We start from the raw sequence: 18935 nt of genomic DNA, 5'->3' as shown, positions 1-18935 counted from the left end.
CAGGACCCCTGAATGCTGCCGATTTACCTTGCTTCAACCTCTCCCCGCCGCCGGGAACTTATCCGGCTGCTGAATGTTCAGTGTGAAACACTCTCCCCCTGTATCGATGAGATCCGCCGTGACGGTGAACCCGCTGCGGATTACGTGGTACGTCTGGCGCGGGAGAAAGCACAGGCCGGGGTGGCACTGGCAGCGGAAGACCGGCCGGTTATCGGCTCTGATACCATTGTGGTGCTCGGTGGTGATATCCTGGAGAAGCCCCGCGATGCGGCACATGCCTTTGCCATGCTCAGCGCACTATCCGGCTGCACACATCAGGTGATGACGGCGGTCGCGGTTTCTGACCGTTTCCGGACACTGAGCACACTGATTGTGACGGATGTGACATTCCGCCGGTTATCAGATGACGAAATAAACGAGTATATTCAGACAGGTGAGCCGATGGACAAAGCCGGTGCTTACGGCATCCAGGGTTTAGGCGGGCGCTATGTCCGCAAAATTAACGGTAGCTATCATGCTGTGGTGGGATTACCGTTAGTGGAGACCGAAGAATTAATTAAGCGGTACACGGATACCCTGAACGGGGTTGTACCGGAACATATTGACGGGAAAGAAATACCATGACAGCCGAGCTTTTAGTCAACGTGACCCCGTCTGAAACACGGGTCGCTTATATTACCGGCGGGATCCTTCAGGAAATTCATATTGAGCGCGAGGCTAAACGCGGTATCGTCGGCAATATCTATAAAGGGCGTGTGAGCCGGGTGCTGCCCGGTATGCAGGCGGCCTTTATCGATATTGGCCTGGATAAAGCAGCCTTTCTGCATGCCTCGGATATTATTCCGCATACAGAATGTATTTCCGGGGATGAAAAAGAGAAATTCCGCACCCGCGATATCGGGGAACTGGTCCATCAGGGGCAGGATATTATTGTGCAGGTGGTCAAAGATCCGCTGGGCACCAAAGGTGCGCGTCTGACCACCGATATCACGCTGCCGTCCCGCTACCTGGTGTTTATGCCGGGCGCCTCTCACGTAGGGGTTTCCCAGCGCATTGAGAGCGAAGAAGAGCGCGAGCGCCTGAAAAACATTGTGGCGGGTTATTGTGATGAGGACGGCGGTTTTATTATCCGCACAGCAGCGGAAGGGGTCGGGGAAGAAGAACTGACTTCTGATGCCGCGTTCCTGCGCCGGTTGTGGACCAAAGTTATCCAGCGCAAAAAACGCAATACCACCCGTACCAAAATCTACGGTGAACTGGCGCTGGCACACCGCATTCTGCGGGATTTTGCCGGTGAGTCACTCGACCGCATCCGGATTGACTCCCGCCTGAGCTTTAAAGAGTTACAGGAATTTGTGGATGATTACATCCCGGAAATGACCGCCAAACTGGAACTGTACCAGGGCAGTCAGCCGATTTTTGATCTCTATGATACCGAAAATGAAATCCAGCGGGCGATGGAGCGCAAGGTCGAAATGAAATCAGGCGGATACCTGATTATCGACCAGACGGAGGCGATGACCACCATCGATATCAACACCGGTGCGTTTGTCGGGCACCGCAATCTGGAAGAAACTATTTTCAATACCAATATCGAGGCCACCCAGGCGATTGCGCGGCAGTTACGTCTGCGCAACCTCGGTGGTATCATTATCATTGATTTCATTGATATGACCGATGAGGATCACCGTCGCCGGGTGCTGAGTTCGCTGGAACTGGCGCTGGCCAAAGATCGCGTGAAGACCACTATCAACGGTTTTTCACAGCTCGGACTGGTGGAGATGACCCGCAAACGCACGCGGGAGAGCCTCGAACATGTCCTGTGCGAGAAATGCCCGACCTGTCAGGGGCGCGGCAGTGTCCGCTCGGTGGAAACGGTCTGCTATGAAATTCTGCGCGAGATTGTCCGCGTGCACCATCTGCTGGATGTTGACCGCTTCCTCGTCTATGCCTCACCGGCAGTGACTGAGGCATTGCAGGGGGATGAATCCCATGCCCTGGCAGAGGTGGAGATTTTTGTCGGTAAACAGGTTCAGGTTCGCGCCGAACCGCTCTACAGCCAGGAACATTTTGATGTCGTCATGATGTAATTCATTGGCGGTATACTGCCGGATATAAGCGGATATCCGGTTCCGCCGGCCTTGACAGCTGCAGGAGAAGGAGAGCCAGTGAGGCGACTGCCCGGGATTTTACTGACATGTGTGATTGTAATCGTGATTGCTGCGGCACTGGTGCTCGGCGGTCTGCGCTATCTGTTGCCTCAGATTAATGAATACCGCCCGCAGATCGAACAAAAACTCTCACAAATGACCGGTGCCACGGTCAGAATCGGGGAAATCAGCGGCCGCTGGCAGGGATTCGGCCCGGCGCTGACACTCCGTGACCTGACTGTTACCGCTCCGGACGCGGACATTTCAGCCGAAAAAATCGACCTATCCCTGGATATCTGGCGGACGTTATTCCGTTTTCAGGTCAGTTTCCGTGATCTGACATTCTGGCACATGAAGCTGGATTACAAACAGCCGCTGAGCAGTGACGGCAGCAGTATTGAAACCGATGATGCGATGTCCGGTCTCTGGCTGGAGCGCTTTGATAATTTTGATCTGCGCGACAGTGAAATCCGTTTTCTCACGCCGTCCGGCGATCCTGCCACTTTGCTGGTTTCCCGTCTGTCATGGCTCAATCAGAGCAAACGCCACCGCGCTCAGGGGGAGATCAGTCTCTCCTCGGTGAATAACCCGCGCGGCTGGCTGCAGGTGCGTCTGGATCTGCGGGATGTGAACGGTCTGCTGGATGAGGGAACGGTCTACCTCCAGGCGGATGATATTGATATGACGCCGTGGTTCAGCCGCTGGCTGCGTGATAACACCGGGCTGAACAAGGCCGGTTTCAGCCTGGCCGGCTGGATGACGGTGGAGAAAGGGACGATAACCCGGGGCCTGGTCAGACTGAACTCCGGCGAGGCGGACTGGCTGGTCGGCAAGGACACGCACACCCTGGAAGTTCAGGATCTTCTGGTGCAGATGCGCCGCCAGGGGGAAGGCTGGCTGTTTAATATCCCGGATCTGCTGAATCTGAAAACTGACGGGCAGCAGTGGCCGGAGGGCAGTCTGTCACTGCTTTATATCCCGCCGTCGGCCAAATACGGCGGCAATCCGCATCTGCGTATCCGCGCCAATGATATTGAGCTGGCGCGTCTGAGCAGCATTGTGCCGACGTTCTCTTTCCTCACCAATGATATTGTCAAAGCCTGGCAGGAGCGCGAGCCGTCAGGTCTTATCCACGATTTTGCTCTTGATATCACCCCGGCCGCCCCGGAAAACCTCGAACTGGATGTTTCCTGGCAGGATGTCAGCTGGAAAGCGCGGGAAGAATTACCGTCGGTATCTCATTTCAGCGGCGTATTGCGCGGCGGGCAGGCACGCGGCATTCTGCGTTTTGCCCTTGATGACAGTGTGCTGGACTACCGCCCGATGTTTACCGCACCGTTGGCGGTATCAGAAAGCCGCGGACAGGTGCAGTGGAATAATACGGACGGCAACTTCAGCCTCTGGAGTGATAATTTAGATCTGCAATCCGGCGCGCTGCGGGCGAATGGCAACTTCCGCTATCAGCATGATAAGGACCGGCCGCCGTCTCTCGGGATCCTCGGCGGCGTGACCCTGACGGATGCCGGGGAAGCCTGGCGCTATTTCCCGGTACCGCTGATGGGGGAATTCCTGAGCGAATACCTGACACAGGCACTGATTGCCGGGAAAGCGGAAAATGCCACGGTGATATTTCAGGGTAACCCGGCAGACTTCCCGTTCCGCAAAAACGAAGGGCAGTTCCAGATTTGGGTACCGCTGCGTGACGCCACCTTTAAATATGATCAGGAATGGCCTGCCCTGATAAACATGGATGCGGATCTGAACTTCCATAACCAGGGTCTGTGGATCAGTGCACAGGAAGCAAAACTGGGCGAGGCCACTGCCCGCAATCTGAAAGCAGATATTCCGGATTTCATGGTTGAGCGCCTCTATATTCAGTCTGATATTGAAGGCAAAGGCGAATCACTGGGTAAATATTTTGATCAGACACCGATGAAAAGCTCTATCGGCAATACCCTGGAGCAACTGAAAATCGGTGGTGAGGTTAAGGGTGATCTTAAACTGGAAATCCCGCTTAACTTCAATGAGATGGTGCGGGCGACCGGGCATGTTAATCTGAAAAATAATGATATTGATGTGGTGCCGCTCGGCAGCACACTCAAAGGTGTCAGCGGACAATTCCGCTTTGATAACGGCGACCTGGAAAGTGACCGCATCACGGCGCACTGGTTCGGTCAGCCGCTGAATATCCGCTTTACCACTAAAGAAAACCCGTCTGATTTTGCCGTCAATATCGATCTGGACGGTAACTGGCAGATGAAGGGCATCGACGGCATACCGGCGGCCATAAAACAGCACGTAACCGGTTCGTTCCCGTGGACAGGGGTGGTGAACATTGCCCTGCCGCAGAAAGGGGAAATGAGCTACACCGTGGATCTGGAAGGTCAGACCGGCAAACTGACCAGCAGCACCTTACCGGCTGTCCGGCGCTGGGCAGCGGAAAGCGGCACACTGAATGTGCATGCCTCAGGGACAGAACACACTCTGAAAGCCGGGGGAACCGTCGGTAAATCATTCAGCGTTCTGACGGACTGGCGTCTCGGCGATATCCTCATGCTTAATGGTGCGGCAGTCGTTCCGGGTACAAAAGTACCGGAGAAAGTCACGCCGGATGTTATCAGCATTGCCCTACCGCCGATCAGCGGTGAAGAGTGGGTCGGTGCGCTGGCCGTTGCCGGTCAGAATCACCAGCAGCCTGCCTCACTGAAACTGCCGGGCAATATTGATATTTCCGCCCCGTATGCGGATTTTGCCGGACAGCGCTGGAATCAGGTGAAACTGCGCATTCATCCGCAGGAAAACGGCTGGCTGCTCAGTTCGGATAGTCAGGAGCTGCGCGGGGATATCCGCATTCCGGCTTCCGGACCGTGGCAGGCAAGTATTGATTATCTCTACTATAATCCGGAGTCGATTCAGAATGCGCTGCCGGAATCGCAGCGTAATCAAACCACCAAAACGGATTACCGCGTCGGCAGCTGGCCTGCGGTCACACTGCGCTGTGAAGCCTGCTGGGTAAGCGGCCTGAATATCGGTACGGTGAATGCGAAAGTCTGGCCGGAAAATAATTCATTGGTGCTGGATGCGGCAACCGTCAAAAACAGTGCCAGTGAACTGACACTCAGCGGCCGCTGGGATGCCGGTCCGGAGCCATTGTCGCACTTTAAAGGTCAGTTTAAGGGGCCGGTCTTTGATAATATGGCCGCCTATTTCGGGGTACTGGTGCCTATCACCGGCTCACCGTTCAATGTGGATTTTGACCTGAGCTGGCGGGATGTTCCCTGGTCGCCGGATGTGGCAACCCTGAACGGTATTATCAGCACGTCGCTCGGCAAAGGGGCGATTGAGCGGATGGGCGGCGGTAACGCCGGTAAACTGCTGCGGCTCGTCAGTTTTGATGCATTACTGCGCAAATTACAGCTCGATTTTACGGATACTTTCAGTAATGACTTCGTTTTTGACAGCATACGCGGTAAAGGCGTGATAAAAGATGGTATTTTAAAGACAACCGATACCCGCGTGGACGGATTAATGGCGGATATCAGCTTCAGCGGTTCAGTTTATCTTGTGGAGCGTCGTATTGATATGTCGGTGGTTGTCACACCGGAACTCTCTGCGACGGTCGGGGTGGCGACAGCTTTTGTGGTTAACCCGATAGCCGGAGCGGCAGTCTTTGTGGCCAGTAAGGTACTCGGCCCGCTCTGGAGTAAAATTTCGGTGATACGGTATCACCTGAGCGGCAGTTTAGAAGAGCCGAAGATAGATGAAGTTTTGCGTCAGTTAAAGGAGACCCGGGAATGAAAAACGCAAATGTGGCTTTATTGCAGCTGTGCAGCGGCACAAATATTAAACACAATTTGGCGCAAATCGAACAACAGATCAAACAACTGCCTGATAATATCAAACTGGTGATGACACCGGAAAATGCGCTGATTTTTGCATCAGGCAATACTTATCAGAAGTATGCGGAAGTGCAGGGCGAAGGCCCGCTGCAGTCAGCAGTCGCTGATATGGCGCGTCGTTACGGAGTGTGGATCCTGGTCGGTTCGATGCCGATGATCAGCCGTGAAGACCCGGCACGTATCACCAGCAGCAGTCTGCTGTTTGATGATAAAGGGGAAATCAAAGCCCGTTACGACAAAATTCACATGTTTGACGTGAATATCGATGATGAGCAGGGTTCATACAATGAATCAAAAATCTTCCAGCGCGGCGAGCACATCACCGTGGTGGATACCCCGGTGGGTCGTCTCGGTATGACCATCTGTTATGATCTGCGTTTCCCGGGCCTGTTCCAGGCACTGCGTGAGCAGGGCGCGGAGATTATCTCTGTTCCGGCGGCCTTTACCCGGCTGACCGGTAAATCCCACTGGGAGCCACTGCTGCGCGCCCGTGCGATTGAAAACCAGTGCATTATCCTGGCACCGGCACAGGTCGGTGTACACGGCACCCGCCGCACATGGGGACACACCATGGCTGTTGACGGCTGGGGCAAAGTGATGAAGAAAAATACGGATGCGGTGGCCGCCATCGGCGTGGATATCCGTCCGGACAGCTTAACCTCAATGCGTGAGCAGATCCGCGTGGTGAAACATAACCGTTTCCGCCCGCAGCTGACCTCACTGATTGAGAAAAACACCACAGGTAAAGAGTAAATTATGAGTTTTTCAACTGTCAGCAATCATCTGCTGACCGCCCATGATCTTGATGAACAGGATCTCTTTTCTGTCCTCACACAGTTAGCGGATCGCCATATTGATTATGGCGATCTGTACTTCCAGAGCAGTTTTCATGAAGCCTGGGTGCTGGAAGATAAAATTATCAAAAACGGCTCTTACAATATTGACCAGGGTGTCGGAATCCGCGCTGTCAGCGGCGAGAAAACCGGCTTTGCCTATGCGGATCAGATAAGTCTGACCGCATTACAGCAGAGTGCATCCGCCGCCCGCAGTATTGTCCGTGAGCAGGGTAACGGTAAGGTGCAGAGCCTGCACCGTGTCAATAACACGGCACTCTATGCTGCACTCGATCCGCTGCGCGCAATGCCGCGTGAGGAAAAAATCGCGCTGCTGCACCGCCTTGACCGTGTGGCCCGTGCGGAAGATCCGCGAGTGCAGGAAGTGAATGCCAGCCTGACCGGTGTCTATGAAGAAGTGCTGGTAGCTGCCACTGACGGCACACTGGCGACGGATATCCGTCCGCTGGTGCGCCTGTCTGTCAGTGTGCTGGTGGAAGAGGACGGTAAACGCGAACACGGCGGCAGCGGCGGCGGCGGTCGTTTCGGTTATGAATATTTCCTCGGTACGGAAGACGGTGAGATCCGCGCAGACCATTTTGCCCGCGAAGCGGTGCGCATGGCGCTGGTGAATCTCTCTGCTGTTGCGGCACCGGCCGGGTTAATGCCGGTTGTGCTGGGCGCGGGCTGGCCGGGCGTGTTACTGCATGAAGCGGTCGGTCATGGCCTGGAAGGAGATTTCAACCGCCGTGGTGCTTCGGTATTCAGCGGAAAAATCGGTCAGCAGGTCACATCATCACTCTGTACCATTGTTGATGACGGTACTATCGGTGATCGCCGCGGGTCACTGGCAATTGATGATGAAGGGGTGCCTGGACAGTATAACGTCCTGATCGAGAACGGTATTCTGAAAGGTTATATGCAGGATAAACTCAACGCCCGTCTGATGGGAGTTGACCCGACCGGTAACGGCCGCCGTGAATCCTATGCTCATCTGCCGATGCCGCGCATGACCAACACCTATATGCTGGCCGGCGAAACGTCGCCGGAAGAGATTATCGCCAGTGTGAAAAACGGCCTGTATGCTCCGAATTTCGGCGGCGGTCAGGTGGATATCACCTCCGGTAAGTTTGTGTTCTCGACATCCGAAGCGTATCTCATTGAAAACGGTAAAATTACCAGACCGGTGAAAGGCGCGACACTGATTGGCTCCGGTATTGAAGCCATGCAGCAGGTATCGATGGTCGGTAATGACCTGAAACTGGATAAAGGTGTCGGTGTCTGCGGTAAAGAAGGCCAGAGCGTACCGGTGGGGGTCGGTCAGCCGACGCTGAAACTGGACAGCATTACCGTCGGCGGAACGGCCTGATGATGCAGAAATACGGCACGCTGGTGATTGTTCTGATTGTGGCGGTCTCTGCCTGGCTGGCGGGGTTACCGGGGCAGTTTATCGAAACCCGTCCGTCAGAGCCGGTACCTCAGCATACAGAACAGCCGCAGAGCATTGATGCCCTGACAGCACAGTCACGGGTGGTCAGCTATGTGCAGCAGCACCAGCGTCTGCCGGATTACTATGTGACGAAAAAAGCCGCCCGTGATGCGGGCTGGCAGCCGTCAAAAGGTAATCTCTGTGAGGTGATGCCGGGTAAAGCTATCGGCGGTGACCGTTTCGGCAACCGGGAAAAAGGGCTGCCGGATGCGCCATCACGCCAGTGGTTTGAGGCGGACATAAACTATAACTGCGGCCATCGCGGCAGTGATCGTCTGCTTTATTCCAGTGACGGGCTGATTTATGTCACCACTGATCATTACCGTTCGTTTCAGCAGGCCAATTAACCCATGACACCTGATATCAGCATTATGCGTTTTGACTTCCGCACCATCCGGACAACAGACGATTTTTATCAGCAATTCAGTGATAAATTTCAGCTGCCGTACTTCGGGTGTAACACGGATGCACTGTGGGATATGCTGACAGGCGGGATTGATCTGCCGGTGATACTGGCGTTTGAACATATTACCGCACGGCAGCGGCGGCTGTTTTCAGCCATTATCGGTACCTGCCGGGATGCGGAAGAAGAGTGGCCGGGGGATATTCAGCTGGTGCTGACCCCCCTGACCATGACGGCGGATTAAGCGCTTTCTGCCAGTTCTTTCAGATACTGGAACAGCTGGCGGTAAGCTTTCGGCGGTTTATTGCCTTCGCGCTCTTTTTTCGCATTACGGATAAGCGCACGCAGCTGCTGGCGATCAAGGTGCGGGAACAGCGCAACGGCTTCTTCCGTCACGGTGTCATCACCGGTGACCAGGCGTTCGCGCAGATCTTCGAGTTTATGCAGCAGGACAACCTGCTGGTTATGGCGGTTTTTCAGTTTGTCGAGTGCCGTGGTAATCGGCTCCGGGTCACGGGCCCGCAGCAGTTTACCGATGAGCTGTAACTGACGGCGCAGACCTTCGCGCTTGATTTTTTGTGCAAGCAGGATGGCTTCGAGCAGTTGTTCATCCAGCGGAATACGTTCCAGCTGGGTTTTGCTCAGTGCAACCAGTTCAGCGCCGAGTTTTTTCAGGACTTCAGCATCGCGTTTAATTTCGCTTTTGCTGACCCAGATTATCTCGTCATCCTCTTCCTCCTGAGGAAGTGCATCGGGTTCTTCAAACCAGTCTTCAGGCTGCTTTGCCATAATAGTATTTCCTGTGGCGAAACACAGAGCGGCGGGTGCCGGATGATCTCTGTGTTTGTGAGTGTTAACATTTGATTATTGCGTATTGTAACCGGGGAAAAGGCCGGATAACACCTATTCAGCTGTCTGATTAGCTGACGGCCCCTTAATTTATTGAATTGGAACCTGATTGATGAATATCACTTCTCAGATTATGGCGCAGCGTACGCGCCTGGAACAAGCGGTTTCGCAGGCACTGAGTATTGCACAGAAAGGGTGTGACAGCGCCGAAGTTGCTGTCAGCAGAACCACCGGGATGAGTGTGAGCACCCGTATGGGTGAGGTGGAGAATGTCGAGTTTAACAGCGACGGCGCACTGGGGATCACTGTGTATCATAACCAGCGCAAAGGCAGCGCATCCTCCACAGATTTAAGCGAAGAGGCGATTGCCCGTACCGTACAGGCGGCGATCGACATTGCGAAATATACATCTGAAGATCCGTGTTCGGGCCCGGCAGATCGCGATTTACTGGCTTTCGAGGCTCCGGATTTACAACTGTTTTATCCGTCCGAAGTGAGCGCTGACCAGGCTATCGACTATGCCGCCAATGCGGAAAAAGCCGCACTGAGTGCCGACCCGCGCATCACCAACACAGAAGGCGGCAGCTTTAACAGCCATTACGGCATCCGTGTGTTCGGTAACACGCTGGGTATGCTGCAAAGCTACTGCAGCAGCCGTCACTCCATGTCCGCTTGTGTGATCGCGGAAGAAAACGGCGATATGGAGCGTGATTACGCCTATACCATCGCACGTAAACTGGATGACCTGAAATCCGCACAGTGGGTGGGTGAAGAGTGTGCCCGCCGGACACTGTCCCGCCTTGCTCCGCGCAAACTGGCAACACAGAAAGCACCGGTGATTTTTGCCCCGGAAGTGGCAACCGGTTTGTTCGGGCATCTGGTCGGCGCGATCAGCGGCACCTCCGTGTACCGCAAATCCACCTTCCTGCTCGACAGCCTCGGTAAACAGATCCTGCCGGACTGGCTGACTATCCGCGAACTGCCGCATGTGATCGGCGGACTGGCCTCCACCCCGTTTGACAGCGAAGGGGTCCGGACAGAAGATCGCCTGATTATCGAAAACGGTGTGCTGAACAACTGGCTGATGACCACCTACGCTGCCCGTAAACTGGGGCTGAAGAGCACCGGCCATGCAGGCGGGATCCACAACTGGCACATTGCCGGTCAGGGGCTGGGATTTGACGACATGCTCCGGGAAATGGGCACCGGTCTGGTGGTTACCGAACTGATGGGACAGGGTGTCAGCGGTATTACCGGTGATTACTCCCGCGGCGCATCCGGTTTCTGGGTGGAAAACGGCGAGATTCAGTATCCGGTCAGTGAAATCACCATTGCCGGAAACCTGAAAGACATGTGGGCCAGCATTATCGCCACCGGCGACGATATTGAAACCCGCAGCAACATTCAGTGCGGCTCAGTCTGGCTGCCGGAAATGAGTATTGCGGGGCAGTAAGTGTGTCACTCCCGGAGTCGGAGTATCCGCCTCCGGGAGTGAAAATGCAGAAAACAGCAGCGATTATCGCGAAAACAGCCAGTAAGTCCCGGTTTCCGGTACAGACAGGAACCGCCGGTTCATTTCATCCAGTGTCTTCTGCGGATCAACATCAGAAAAGAGATCCGGGTGCAGTTCCCGCGCGAAAAACTCCGCTGCCAGCAGATGCCACGAGCTGAGATAAACATGATGCCAGAGTGCGGCGGTCCGTCCTTCCCGGACAGCAGGCAGTGCGGCAATCACCGGATCTTTCTGTAATTGTTCCTGCAGGCTTTGCCGGGCGGTGTCAGGGCGGAGATCCGGCCCCAGTTGTAACTGCCCCCGGTTATCCCTTCCGCCGCTGCCGGTCACCAGATAATATTCCGGATTATCCGACAATACCTGCTCCGGGCTGAGCCGTCCGAAAACACCACTGAACTTCCCTGCTGCAATGTTATCCCCGCCGGAAAAGGCCAGTAAATCGGCCAGATTTCCGGAAGCTGCGGTCGTGCAGCATTCTGCTTTTTTCCCGAGATGTAACTGCAGAAAAACTTTGGGGCGATGCGGATTGTGCATAGCCAGACGGTTGCGGATCACATCCATATGTTGCTGATAAAACGCAATAAAAGCGGCAGTTTTTTCCTGCCGGTTCAGGACTTCGCCCAGTGTTTTCAGTGACGGAACCGTGTTCCGCAACGGATCCACCCTGAAATCCAGGTAAATCACCGGAATACCGGCGGCTGCGGTCTGGTGTGCAAACTGCGTTTCATCAGGACGGGTTTTGGCATACACCGGCATAATAATCAGATCCGGTTGCAGGGCGATAATCTTCTCAATATTAAGCTGTGAAAAATTATCGTTCCCGACAATGGCAATATCTCTGATCGCCGGAAATGCAGCCGTATATTTTTCCAGGGTCTGTGGATCGAGCCGCTGTAAATCAGCCGGCCACCCGACGACGCGTGCCGCCGGATTACCGGTTTCGATCAGTGCCAGGGTATAGAGCATCCTGCTTTCACCGAGTACTATCCGCTGCGGATCATCCGGAACCGTGACTGTCCGCCCGAGACTGTCCGTAACGGTTTTTGCCCCGCACAGCAGCGAAAATGCCATCAGCAGCAGCCCGGAAAAGAGATGTTTCATATCAGAAGTCCACAGAGGCATTCAGGAACAGGGTGCGCGGCTCTCCGGCGATGACACGCAGGTTTCCGGCGCTGGACGCATAGTATTCCCTGTTCAGCAGATTGTTCACATTCAGTTTCAGTTGGGTCTCATGTCCGCTGACAGTCCCGTTCCACGCGGCGAAAGCATCTGTGACGGTATACGCCGGCAGGTAAAAACTGTTTTCCGGATCACCGGCCCGTTTGCCGACATAGCGTCCGCCGCCGCCGAAGCGCAGTTCACCCGGTAAGCCCGGTACAGTCAGGGTATGCGTCAGATACAGGCTGCCCATATTGCGCGGGGCATTGACCAGCTGGTTACCGACATTCTGGGGTTTCAGATTATCTTCTTTAATCTGCGTTCTGTTGAGGCTGTAGTTTGCCGCTATCTGCCATCCCGGCGCAAATTCGCCGTTAATTTCCAGTTCCGCACCTTCCGAGCGGGATTTCGGGATATTCCGGTTCAGGCCGTTCATAAAGATGGACATGTCTTTTTCATCAATACGGTAAAGGGCAAAGGTCGTCAGCATCGTTGGTGTTGTCTGCCATTTTGCACCCAGTTCGTATGTCTGACCTTTTTCAGTGGAGGCCACATTGCCGTCATCATCCACCTGTGCGGAAGGGGTGAAGGATTGGCTGTAACTGCTGTAAAGTGCCAGTTCCGGTGTGAGTTTGTAGACGACCCCGGCCTGCGGAACAAATTCAGAACCGCTGTCATTGAGTGTTGTCTGATGGTTTATCCATCCGCTGCTGCCATTTTGCGTATAGCGCTGCAGACGGCCTCCGAGCACGACAATCCACTGGTCATTCAGATGGATACTGTCTTTGGCATAGAGTGAACTGCTGTACACCGTGGCGCGCAGGTTGCTTTTTGCGTCATCGGCGGTTTTATCTGTGGTGACCGGTGATTCGCCGTATACCGGATGGTACATATTGAATTGTTTTGACGGCTTGCCGCGGAAGGACCAGGCTTTGTAGGTTTCGTTCTTTTCGTAATCAGCCCCGAGCGTGATGTCATGCCGCATACCGGCGAGTTCCGGTGTACCGCTGATATCCCAGCCGATATAGGTGGTCTGATGATTAAAGCCACGGTTGGCATCAGCACGGCGGGTAACAATTCCGGTCTCCGGGTTGATAGCCGTCGCGCGGACCTCATTACTGTCGTAGCGGCGCTGCATCCACGCATACTTAATTCCGGTTTCCCAGATGTCGTCAAATTCCTGCCGGTATTCTGCGGTCAGACGTTTATTTTTCCCGTATGCGTGATTAGCGTTGTCATCTATCCGTTCATTATAAGGAATACGGATCGGGCTGCCGCCGATAAAAGCGGTTCCGCGATCGTAAGGCACATCGAATTTATTTTCGGTATAAGCCACATTGAACGAGGCGCTGTCACCGAGCCAGCTCAGGGAAGGTGCCAGCAACGTGTGCTGATCTTCCCCGAAATTGCGCCAGTAATCTTCATGGCGGCGTTCTGCTATCAGCCGGACTGCCACGCCATTGCCGAGAGGGCCGGTCACATCAATCGTACCGGTACCGCCGCCGTTGCTGTTTGTCCGTCCGCTGATGCGTCCCTGCCACTGATACTGTGGTTTTTTGGAGATCAGGTTTATCACGCCGCCCGGATTCAGAATACCGTAAAGCAGGGAAGAAGAGCCTTTCAGAACATCAACACGTTCAGTAGTGGCATCCATCGCCAGCCCCTGGTTGCTGCGTACCCCGTCGATAAACACAGAGCCGTCCGTATTGGAGCCGAAGCCGCGTTTGACAAACCCGTCCTCAATGCCGCCCAGCGTGTTGCCCTGAGTTACACCGCTGACAAACTTTACTGCGTCATCCACTGAAGTGACATTAAAGTCACGGATCAACTGCGGCGTGACAATACTGATGGATTGCGGCGTTTCATTACGCGGGGTCAGTGTTTTCAGAGTGGAATAGACATTATCCCCGCTGTAACTCCCTTCGCGGTCTTGCGGGGCGGCAGTGACAACCAGAGTATCATCGGCGGCAACCGCATGAAAAACAGGAATAAAGATAAAGGGGAATGTCAGCACAAACCGGGAACAGCAATGCGGTCTGCGTAAATGCGCAGCAGATTTCATGTGTGAGTCTCAATATCAGAAGAATAAACAGCCAAAATAAAAACGGAATGATATTGATAATGATTACTATGCGCAATAATTTTTTGTGATAATCATCCGTGAAGGGCGGGGCGGAAATAATCATGCCGCAGCGGAAGAAGCCGCTGCGGCATGATTAACTTGCGTTATTGAATTGTGCTGTACGGATGATATTCAGACTGCCAGCAGCATAAAGCCCCGCCACAGTAATAACAGCTGCTGTTCAAAACCCAGAATGACCGGAAATCCGCCCGGAGCTCCGCTCATACCAAACAAAGATGTCAAAGAATAGGCAGCCATGATCAGTTTCCTTCAGGAAATAAAGAGAGAAACATCATGCAATAAAGGTGTGAAGAAAGGAACCCCTGAGGAAGCTGCGCCCGCAGATTGCCTGAAACGGACGCAGAACCGGCTTAAAGCGGATTAACGGTGTAACTCACCGGCAGCTTCAGGCTGATAGATAATTTCTGATACTTTTACGCGCGTTGCTTCACCGTTCGGCAGTTCCCATGAGATCTCATCACCGACAGAAAGCCCGAGTAACGCAGCTCCCAGTGGTGCCATCACAGACAGCTGTTCAGCACTGTCTTTCAGTGAAGCCGGGTACACCAGGGTACGGATACTCTCTTTCCCGCTCGATAAATCTTCAAAGCGGATGCGGCTGTTCATCGTCACGACCGTGGCTGGCATTTCTGCCGGCGGCAGGATTTCCGCGCGATCCAACTCTTCATTCAGGGCTTCGGCAACCGGACTGTCAGCATAAGCCGGCTGTTCCAGCAGCATATCCAGACGCTCCGCGTCCAGTTCATTAATAATTATATTGGGCTTTTTCATACCACACTCCAAATCATTTCCAATACAAAAGAACACCCCCACACCAGAAGGAGGGGGGTGCTCATTTGATAATTAATCTGATAGTAGGCTGTTCTCCCCCGAAAGGAAAGAGATCAGGATCACGAACCGCCGGGCTGCGTGAACGAAACAGCGTATCAGTTTTCTTTAAGTAAAATATTTCGGTTAGTATAACTAATCTTCATCAAAACCTGAATCAAAAAGGGAAATAATTGCCTCAATGGCAGAATTTTCATCAGGTCCTGTTGCTTCCACTTCAATAAAACTGCCCTGTTCGGAATCCAGCATCAGCATGGCGAGCACACTGTCTGCCCGGGCTTCTTCATTTTGCTTATTACGGAATACCACCGTTGACCGGAAGGTCTGGATCAGTTCAAACAGTTTCATGGCCGGCCGGGCATGCAGCCCCAGCCGGTTTTTGATTTCAACCTGACAACGGATAGTCATGGATTATTTCCGCTTTTCCAGTGTCCGGTGGCGCGACTGCACGTTTTTCCCGCGTGAGCGGAAGTAATCCGCCAGTTGCTCCGCCACATAGACAGAACGGTGTTTCCCGCCGGTACAGCCGATAGCGACGGTCAGGTAGCTGCGGTTGTTGGTTTCCAGCATCGGCAGCCACAGTTCCAGATAACTGCGGGTCTGGTAAATAAAGTTATGTACTTCTGTATGGCGGTCGAGGAACGCCGCCACCGGTTTATCCAGACCGGTCATCGGACGCAGTTTCGGATCCCAGTGCGGGTTCGGCAGGAAGCGGACATCAAACACATAATCCGCATCAATCGGAATGCCGTGTTTAAACCCGAACGATTCGAATACCATGGTCAGCTCGCGTTCGCGTTTGCCGAGCAGACGGGTTCTCAGCATTTCTGCCAGTTCATGCACTGACATTTCAGAGGTATCGATAATCAGATCCGCACGGGAGCGTAGCGGCTCCAGCAGATCGCTTTCCTCATCAATAGCGCTTTCCAGCGAGAGATTTTTACTGGAAAGGGGATGCAGACGGCGGGTATCACTGTAACGGCGGATCAGCGTATTGCGATCCGCATCCAGGAACAGCAGCTGGGGTGAGAAACTGTCCGGTAATCTGGTCAGGGCTTCCTCAAAAACCTCCGGAGACTCCGGCATATTGCGGACGTCAATACTTACTGCGGCAGAGGTATCGCGTGTTGCCAGGGTAGCGGCAAGCTCCGGCAGAAGAGTGACCGGCAGGTTATCAACGCAGTAGAAACCCATATCTTCCAGCGCCCGCAGGGCAACAGATTTACCCGAACCAGAGCGGCCGCTGACAATCATCAGCACCATGAGGGGACTCCCTATCGTTTCTCTTTCAATGGCAATACGCCATTATCCGTTGTCGTCAGCCGGTTATCATCACTCAGTGATGATACTGTACAGCTCTTCATCGCTTTGCGCCTGACGCAACCGGCGGCAGAGCGCTTTGTCAGCCAGTTTTTTGGCCACTAACGACAGTGTGTGTAAATGCGTCTGACACTGATCAGACGGAACAAATAACGCAAACAGAATGTCCACATTCTGATTATCAATCGCATCAAACGCGATAGGTTGCTCCAGGTGTAAAAATACGCCGCAGGCGGTTTGCGCCTCGCTTTTGTCCAGTTTTCCGTGGGGGATGGCAATCCCGCCACCGATACCGGTTGTCCCGACTTTTTCCCGTGTAAGGAGTGCCTCAAACAGCGTGTTTTCCGGCAGCGCCAGCGCGGTGGCAGCCAGTTCACTGATAATCTCCAGCGCGCGCTTCTTACTGGTACAGTGAATATTATTGCGTGTACAGCTGATACTCAGTACATCGCTCAGGGACAAATTTGCTTCGTTATTCATTTCATTGTTCACTTAGGATCAGAATCCCGGCAACCACCATGGTAACCGGGATCAGAGCACTGCTTTTTCCTGAGAAAATTCAGACTGTTAATTCAGTCATGCACCCGGGTGCAGAAAATTTACCGGTTTCTCAGTTTTTCTTTGTGTTTGGACAACTGACGGCCGAGTTTTTCTGCCATCTCATCAATTGCCGCGTACATATCCTCTTTTTCCGCTGAGGCGTGAAGATCCGCACCGTTTACCTGAGCCGTTGCCTCCGCAATTTTACTCACCTTTTCAATCCGCAGGATCACCTGAACGCTGTTAATTTTATCGAAAAACTGCTCCAGTTTCTTACACTTGGCTGTCACAGTCTCACGTAATGCGTCTGTAATTTCAACGTTGTGGCCGGTAATTTGTAATTCCATAGTGTCTTCCTTCTCAATGTGTATCAAATCAGCTGTTTACGCTGATTTGAGGGCGGGATGGATAACGACTCACGATATTTCGCGACAGTACGTCTGGCTACCTGAATGCCCTGTTCGGCAAGCATATCGGTCAGTTTGCTGTCGCTGAGCGGTTTCGCCGGATTCTCGGCGGCAACCAGTTTTTTCACCAGTGCACGGATGGCTGTGGAGGACGCCTCGCCCCCGCTGTCAGTACTGACGTGGCTGGAGAAAAAGTACTTCAGTTCAAAGATCCCCCGCGGACTGTGCAGAAATTTCTGTGTTGTCACCCGGGAAATGGTTGATTCATGCATCTCAACCCGCAGTGCGATATCTGCCAGCACCATGGGCTTCATATATTCTTCGCCCTGTTCAAAGAACGCCTGCTGCTCTTCCACAATACAGGTCGCGACTCTGAGCAGAGTATCGTTCCGGCTTTCCAGACTTTTAATGAGCCACTTTGCTTCCTGCAAATTGTTGCGGATAAACTGACTGTCGCTCTCACTGCGGGCCCGCGAACCCATTGCGGCATAGTGATTATTGACCCGCAGACGGGGAATGCTGTCGGAATTGAGTTCCACTACCCAGCGTTCGCCGTGTTTTTTCACGAGGACGTCAGGAATAACATACTCTGATTCTCCGGTGTTGACTACCAGGCCCGGACGCGGTTCCAGTGACTGGATCAGATCAATAGCGGATTTCAGTGCCTCTTCTTTCAGTTTGGTCACCCGGCCCAGGGTCCGGAAATCCCGGTTCCCCAACAATGCCAGATGCTGATCAGCGATAGCAAGGGCTTCTTTCAGGCTCGGGGTTTCCGGCGGCAGAATTTTCAGCTGCACCATCAGACACTCCCGCAGGTCGCGGGCGCCCACACCCACCGGATCAAAACGCTGGATGCGCTTGAGTACGGCTTCCACATCTTCGGTGGTGACTTCATCGTCACCGATACTCAGGCGGATATCATCGACAGAAACGGTCAGATAGCCGGTTTCATCAATCGCATCGATGATTGAGAAGGCAATTGCGGCATCGGTTTCGGTAAAGGGGGTCAGGCGGGCCTGCCAGATCAGATAATCCTGTAAGGTTTCGGTGGTTTCACCCTGATAGAGCGGCAGTTCATCGTCGCCGTAATCATTGCCGGTGCCGGACGGTGTACCGGCGGTGTAGATTTCTTCCCACTGTGCATCCAGCGGCAGATCATCCGGCATGGCTGTCTGTTCGAGAGCCTCGGCGCTGTCCAGCTCTTTCTGTGGTTCAGATTCAGCCGGCGTGTCAATTTCCTGATGGTTATCATCAAGTTCCAGCAACGGGTTAGATTCCAGCGCCTCGCGGATCTCCTGCTGGAGTTCAAGCGTGGAAAGCTGCAACAAACGGATAGCCTGCTGAAGTTGTGGCGTCATCGCCAGTTGCTGGCTGAGTTTAAGCTGCAGACTCTGCTTCATTAC

18 protein-coding genes are annotated in these 18935 nt (G+C 53.7%); 8 read left to right on the top strand and 10 right to left on the bottom strand.

What is annotated here, in order from left to right; translation table 11 throughout:
* The first annotated feature begins 12 nt into the window (after window positions 1-12).
* The 7 genes from HMPREF3119_RS10560 to HMPREF3119_RS10530 all read left to right on the top strand — a co-directional run bounded on the left by HMPREF3119_RS10560 (window position 13) and on the right by HMPREF3119_RS10530 (window position 9018).
* Window positions 13-624: a Maf family protein gene (locus tag HMPREF3119_RS10560; protein ID WP_024474503.1), complete on the top strand. Its 612-nt coding sequence runs from the start codon at window positions 13-15 to the stop codon at window positions 622-624.
* A complete protein-coding gene (rng, locus tag HMPREF3119_RS10555) occupies window positions 621-2090 on the top strand; it encodes a ribonuclease G (RefSeq protein ID WP_004240537.1) in 1470 nt (489 codons plus the stop codon). The genes HMPREF3119_RS10560 and rng overlap by 4 nt, the downstream gene beginning before the upstream one ends.
* Before the next feature lie 78 nt (window positions 2091-2168).
* Window positions 2169-5948: an AsmA2 domain-containing protein YhdP gene (gene yhdP / locus HMPREF3119_RS10550; protein WP_070579660.1), complete on the top strand. Its 3780-nt coding sequence runs from the start codon at window positions 2169-2171 to the stop codon at window positions 5946-5948.
* Window positions 5945-6802, top strand: a complete 858-nt coding sequence (nit1, locus tag HMPREF3119_RS10545; RefSeq protein WP_004236296.1) for a deaminated glutathione amidase — start codon at window positions 5945-5947, stop codon at window positions 6800-6802. The genes yhdP and nit1 overlap by 4 nt, the downstream gene beginning before the upstream one ends.
* A 3-nt stretch (window positions 6803-6805) precedes the next feature.
* The gene (gene tldD, locus HMPREF3119_RS10540; protein WP_049245721.1) at window positions 6806-8251 is read left to right on the top strand and encodes a metalloprotease TldD; all 1446 of its coding nucleotides are present in this window, start codon (window positions 6806-6808) and stop codon (window positions 8249-8251) included.
* Window positions 8251-8718, top strand: coding sequence for a ribonuclease domain-containing protein (locus tag HMPREF3119_RS10535; RefSeq protein ID WP_004236298.1), 468 nt, complete (start codon window positions 8251-8253; stop codon window positions 8716-8718). The genes tldD and HMPREF3119_RS10535 overlap by 1 nt, the downstream gene beginning before the upstream one ends.
* Window positions 8719-8721: 3 nt before the next feature.
* Window positions 8722-9018, top strand: a complete 297-nt coding sequence (locus HMPREF3119_RS10530) for a barstar family protein (protein ID WP_070579657.1) — start codon at window positions 8722-8724, stop codon at window positions 9016-9018.
* Here the strand turns inward: HMPREF3119_RS10530 and yjgA are convergent.
* A complete protein-coding gene (yjgA, locus tag HMPREF3119_RS10525) occupies window positions 9015-9563 on the bottom strand; it encodes a ribosome biogenesis factor YjgA (RefSeq protein WP_004236300.1) in 549 nt (182 codons plus the stop codon). The genes HMPREF3119_RS10530 and yjgA overlap by 4 nt on opposite strands.
* A 172-nt stretch (window positions 9564-9735) precedes the next feature.
* Between yjgA and pmbA the strand changes: the two genes are divergently transcribed.
* Window positions 9736-11076 (top strand): metalloprotease PmbA, encoded by a 1341-nt coding sequence (gene pmbA / locus HMPREF3119_RS10520; RefSeq protein ID WP_004240526.1) that lies wholly within the window; start codon window positions 9736-9738, stop codon window positions 11074-11076.
* Between the two features lie 63 nt (window positions 11077-11139).
* Here pmbA and HMPREF3119_RS10515 read toward each other — a convergent pair whose 3' ends face one another.
* From HMPREF3119_RS10515 to rpoN, 9 genes are all read right to left on the bottom strand, one after another.
* Complete coding sequence (locus HMPREF3119_RS10515; protein WP_070579705.1) at window positions 11140-12237, bottom strand: ABC transporter substrate-binding protein; 1098 nt, start codon at window positions 12235-12237, stop codon at window positions 11140-11142.
* A 1-nt stretch (window position 12238) separates the two neighbouring features.
* Entirely contained in the window at window positions 12239-14356 is a 2118-nt protein-coding gene (locus tag HMPREF3119_RS10510; RefSeq protein WP_070579654.1) for a TonB-dependent siderophore receptor, read from the bottom strand.
* Window positions 14357-14548: 192 nt separating this feature from the next.
* Window positions 14549-14674 (bottom strand): hypothetical protein, encoded by a 126-nt coding sequence (locus HMPREF3119_RS19955; protein ID WP_004240521.1) that lies wholly within the window; start codon window positions 14672-14674, stop codon window positions 14549-14551.
* Window positions 14675-14797: 123 nt separating this feature from the next.
* The gene (rnk, locus tag HMPREF3119_RS10505; protein ID WP_004236307.1) at window positions 14798-15208 is read right to left on the bottom strand and encodes a nucleoside diphosphate kinase regulator; all 411 of its coding nucleotides are present in this window, start codon (window positions 15206-15208) and stop codon (window positions 14798-14800) included.
* Window positions 15209-15400: 192 nt separating this feature from the next.
* The gene (gene npr, locus HMPREF3119_RS10500) at window positions 15401-15673 is read right to left on the bottom strand and encodes a PTS phosphocarrier protein NPr (protein ID WP_004240520.1); all 273 of its coding nucleotides are present in this window, start codon (window positions 15671-15673) and stop codon (window positions 15401-15403) included.
* Between the two features lie 3 nt (window positions 15674-15676).
* Entirely contained in the window at window positions 15677-16528 is an 852-nt protein-coding gene (gene rapZ / locus HMPREF3119_RS10495) for an RNase adapter RapZ (protein ID WP_004236309.1), read from the bottom strand.
* Between the two features lie 69 nt (window positions 16529-16597).
* Window positions 16598-17065 (bottom strand): PTS IIA-like nitrogen regulatory protein PtsN, encoded by a 468-nt coding sequence (ptsN, locus tag HMPREF3119_RS10490; RefSeq protein WP_004236310.1) that lies wholly within the window; start codon window positions 17063-17065, stop codon window positions 16598-16600.
* A 119-nt stretch (window positions 17066-17184) separates the two neighbouring features.
* The gene (gene hpf / locus HMPREF3119_RS10485; protein WP_004236311.1) at window positions 17185-17472 is read right to left on the bottom strand and encodes a ribosome hibernation promoting factor; all 288 of its coding nucleotides are present in this window, start codon (window positions 17470-17472) and stop codon (window positions 17185-17187) included.
* Window positions 17473-17495: 23 nt separating this feature from the next.
* Window positions 17496-18932 (bottom strand): RNA polymerase factor sigma-54, encoded by a 1437-nt coding sequence (rpoN, locus tag HMPREF3119_RS10480; protein ID WP_046024748.1) that lies wholly within the window; start codon window positions 18930-18932, stop codon window positions 17496-17498.
* Window positions 18933-18935 lie beyond the last annotated feature (3 nt).

Origin of the sequence: Morganella sp. HMSC11D09, assembly GCF_001807955.1 — a bacterium.
Classification (GTDB): domain Bacteria; phylum Pseudomonadota; class Gammaproteobacteria; order Enterobacterales; family Enterobacteriaceae; genus Morganella; species Morganella morganii.
Note: the sequence above shows the minus strand (reverse complement) of the source record. Positions and strands in the feature narration are given on the sequence as shown.

Coding starts and splice junctions, on each gene's coding strand:
- HMPREF3119_RS10560 (WP_024474503.1), top strand. CDS start 13: ATGCTGCCGATTTACCTTGCTTCAACCTCTCCCCGCCGCCGGGAACTT.
- rng (WP_004240537.1), top strand. CDS start 621: ATGACAGCCGAGCTTTTAGTCAACGTGACCCCGTCTGAAACACGGGTC.
- nit1 (WP_004236296.1), top strand. CDS start 5,945: ATGAAAAACGCAAATGTGGCTTTATTGCAGCTGTGCAGCGGCACAAAT.
- tldD (WP_049245721.1), top strand. CDS start 6,806: ATGAGTTTTTCAACTGTCAGCAATCATCTGCTGACCGCCCATGATCTT.
- HMPREF3119_RS10535 (WP_004236298.1), top strand. CDS start 8,251: ATGATGCAGAAATACGGCACGCTGGTGATTGTTCTGATTGTGGCGGTC.
- HMPREF3119_RS10530 (WP_070579657.1), top strand. CDS start 8,722: ATGACACCTGATATCAGCATTATGCGTTTTGACTTCCGCACCATCCGG.
- yjgA (WP_004236300.1), bottom strand. CDS start 9,563: ATGGCAAAGCAGCCTGAAGACTGGTTTGAAGAACCCGATGCACTTCCT.
- pmbA (WP_004240526.1), top strand. CDS start 9,736: ATGAATATCACTTCTCAGATTATGGCGCAGCGTACGCGCCTGGAACAA.
- HMPREF3119_RS10515 (WP_070579705.1), bottom strand. CDS start 12,237: ATGAAACATCTCTTTTCCGGGCTGCTGCTGATGGCATTTTCGCTGCTG.
- HMPREF3119_RS10510 (WP_070579654.1), bottom strand. CDS start 14,356: ATGAAATCTGCTGCGCATTTACGCAGACCGCATTGCTGTTCCCGGTTT.
- HMPREF3119_RS19955 (WP_004240521.1), bottom strand. CDS start 14,674: ATGGCTGCCTATTCTTTGACATCTTTGTTTGGTATGAGCGGAGCTCCG.
- rnk (WP_004236307.1), bottom strand. CDS start 15,208: ATGAAAAAGCCCAATATAATTATTAATGAACTGGACGCGGAGCGTCTG.
- npr (WP_004240520.1), bottom strand. CDS start 15,673: ATGACTATCCGTTGTCAGGTTGAAATCAAAAACCGGCTGGGGCTGCAT.
- rapZ (WP_004236309.1), bottom strand. CDS start 16,528: ATGGTGCTGATGATTGTCAGCGGCCGCTCTGGTTCGGGTAAATCTGTT.
- ptsN (WP_004236310.1), bottom strand. CDS start 17,065: ATGAATAACGAAGCAAATTTGTCCCTGAGCGATGTACTGAGTATCAGC.
- hpf (WP_004236311.1), bottom strand. CDS start 17,472: ATGGAATTACAAATTACCGGCCACAACGTTGAAATTACAGACGCATTA.
- rpoN (WP_046024748.1), bottom strand. CDS start 18,932: ATGAAGCAGAGTCTGCAGCTTAAACTCAGCCAGCAACTGGCGATGACG.